This window comes from Streptomyces huiliensis (assembly GCF_020037025.1).
Lineage (GTDB): Bacteria > Actinomycetota > Actinomycetes > Streptomycetales > Streptomycetaceae > Streptomyces > Streptomyces huiliensis.
Genome location: NZ_JAIQLH010000174.1, coordinates 1 through 682, shown reverse-complemented (window position 1 = coordinate 682; position 682 = coordinate 1). Strand labels below are relative to the sequence as shown.

The window sequence follows — 682 nt, the reverse complement described above, 5'->3', positions numbered from 1 at the left end:
AACTGGATCGGCACCATGTGGCGGGGGTCGCTGTCCTTCGAGACGCCCATGCTCTGGGTGACCGGATTTCTGGTCACTTTCCTGTTCGGTGGGCTGACCGGTGTCATCCTCGCGTCGCCGCCGATGGACTTTCATGTCACGGACTCGTACTTCGTGGTCGCGCACTTCCATTACGTGGTGTTCGGGACGGTGGTGTTCGCGATGTTCGCCGGGTTCCATTTCTGGTGGCCGAAGTTCACCGGCAGGATGCTGGACGAGCGGCTCGGGAAGGTGCATTTCTGGACGCTGTTCACCGGGTTCCACATGACGTTTCTGGTGCAGCACTGGCTGGGGGCGTCGGGGATGCCGCGGCGGTACGCGGACTATCTCGACGCGGACGGGTTCACGGCGTTGAACACGGTGTCGTCGATCGGGTCGTTCCTGCTGGGGCTGTCGACGTTGCCTTTCCTGTACAACGTGTGGAAGACGGCCCGGTATGGGAAGCCGGTCGTCGTGGACGATCCTTGGGGGTACGGGCGGTCGCTGGAGTGGGCGACGGCTTGTCCGCCGCCGCGGCACAATTTCTGTACGCTGCCGCGGATTCGGTCGGAGTCGCCGGCGTTCGATCTGCACCATCCGGATATCGCCCAGCGGGATCAGGTCGAGAACGTGGGGGAGCGGGATGTGGTGGAGCCCGGGGGGT

General features: G+C 64.1%; 1 protein-coding gene. It reads left to right on the top strand.

Features of this window, described 5'->3' with window-relative positions; genetic code table 11:
• On the top strand, positions 1–682 hold a 682-nt coding region (locus JNW98_RS25545), incomplete at both ends, for a cytochrome c oxidase subunit I (RefSeq protein ID WP_223770653.1).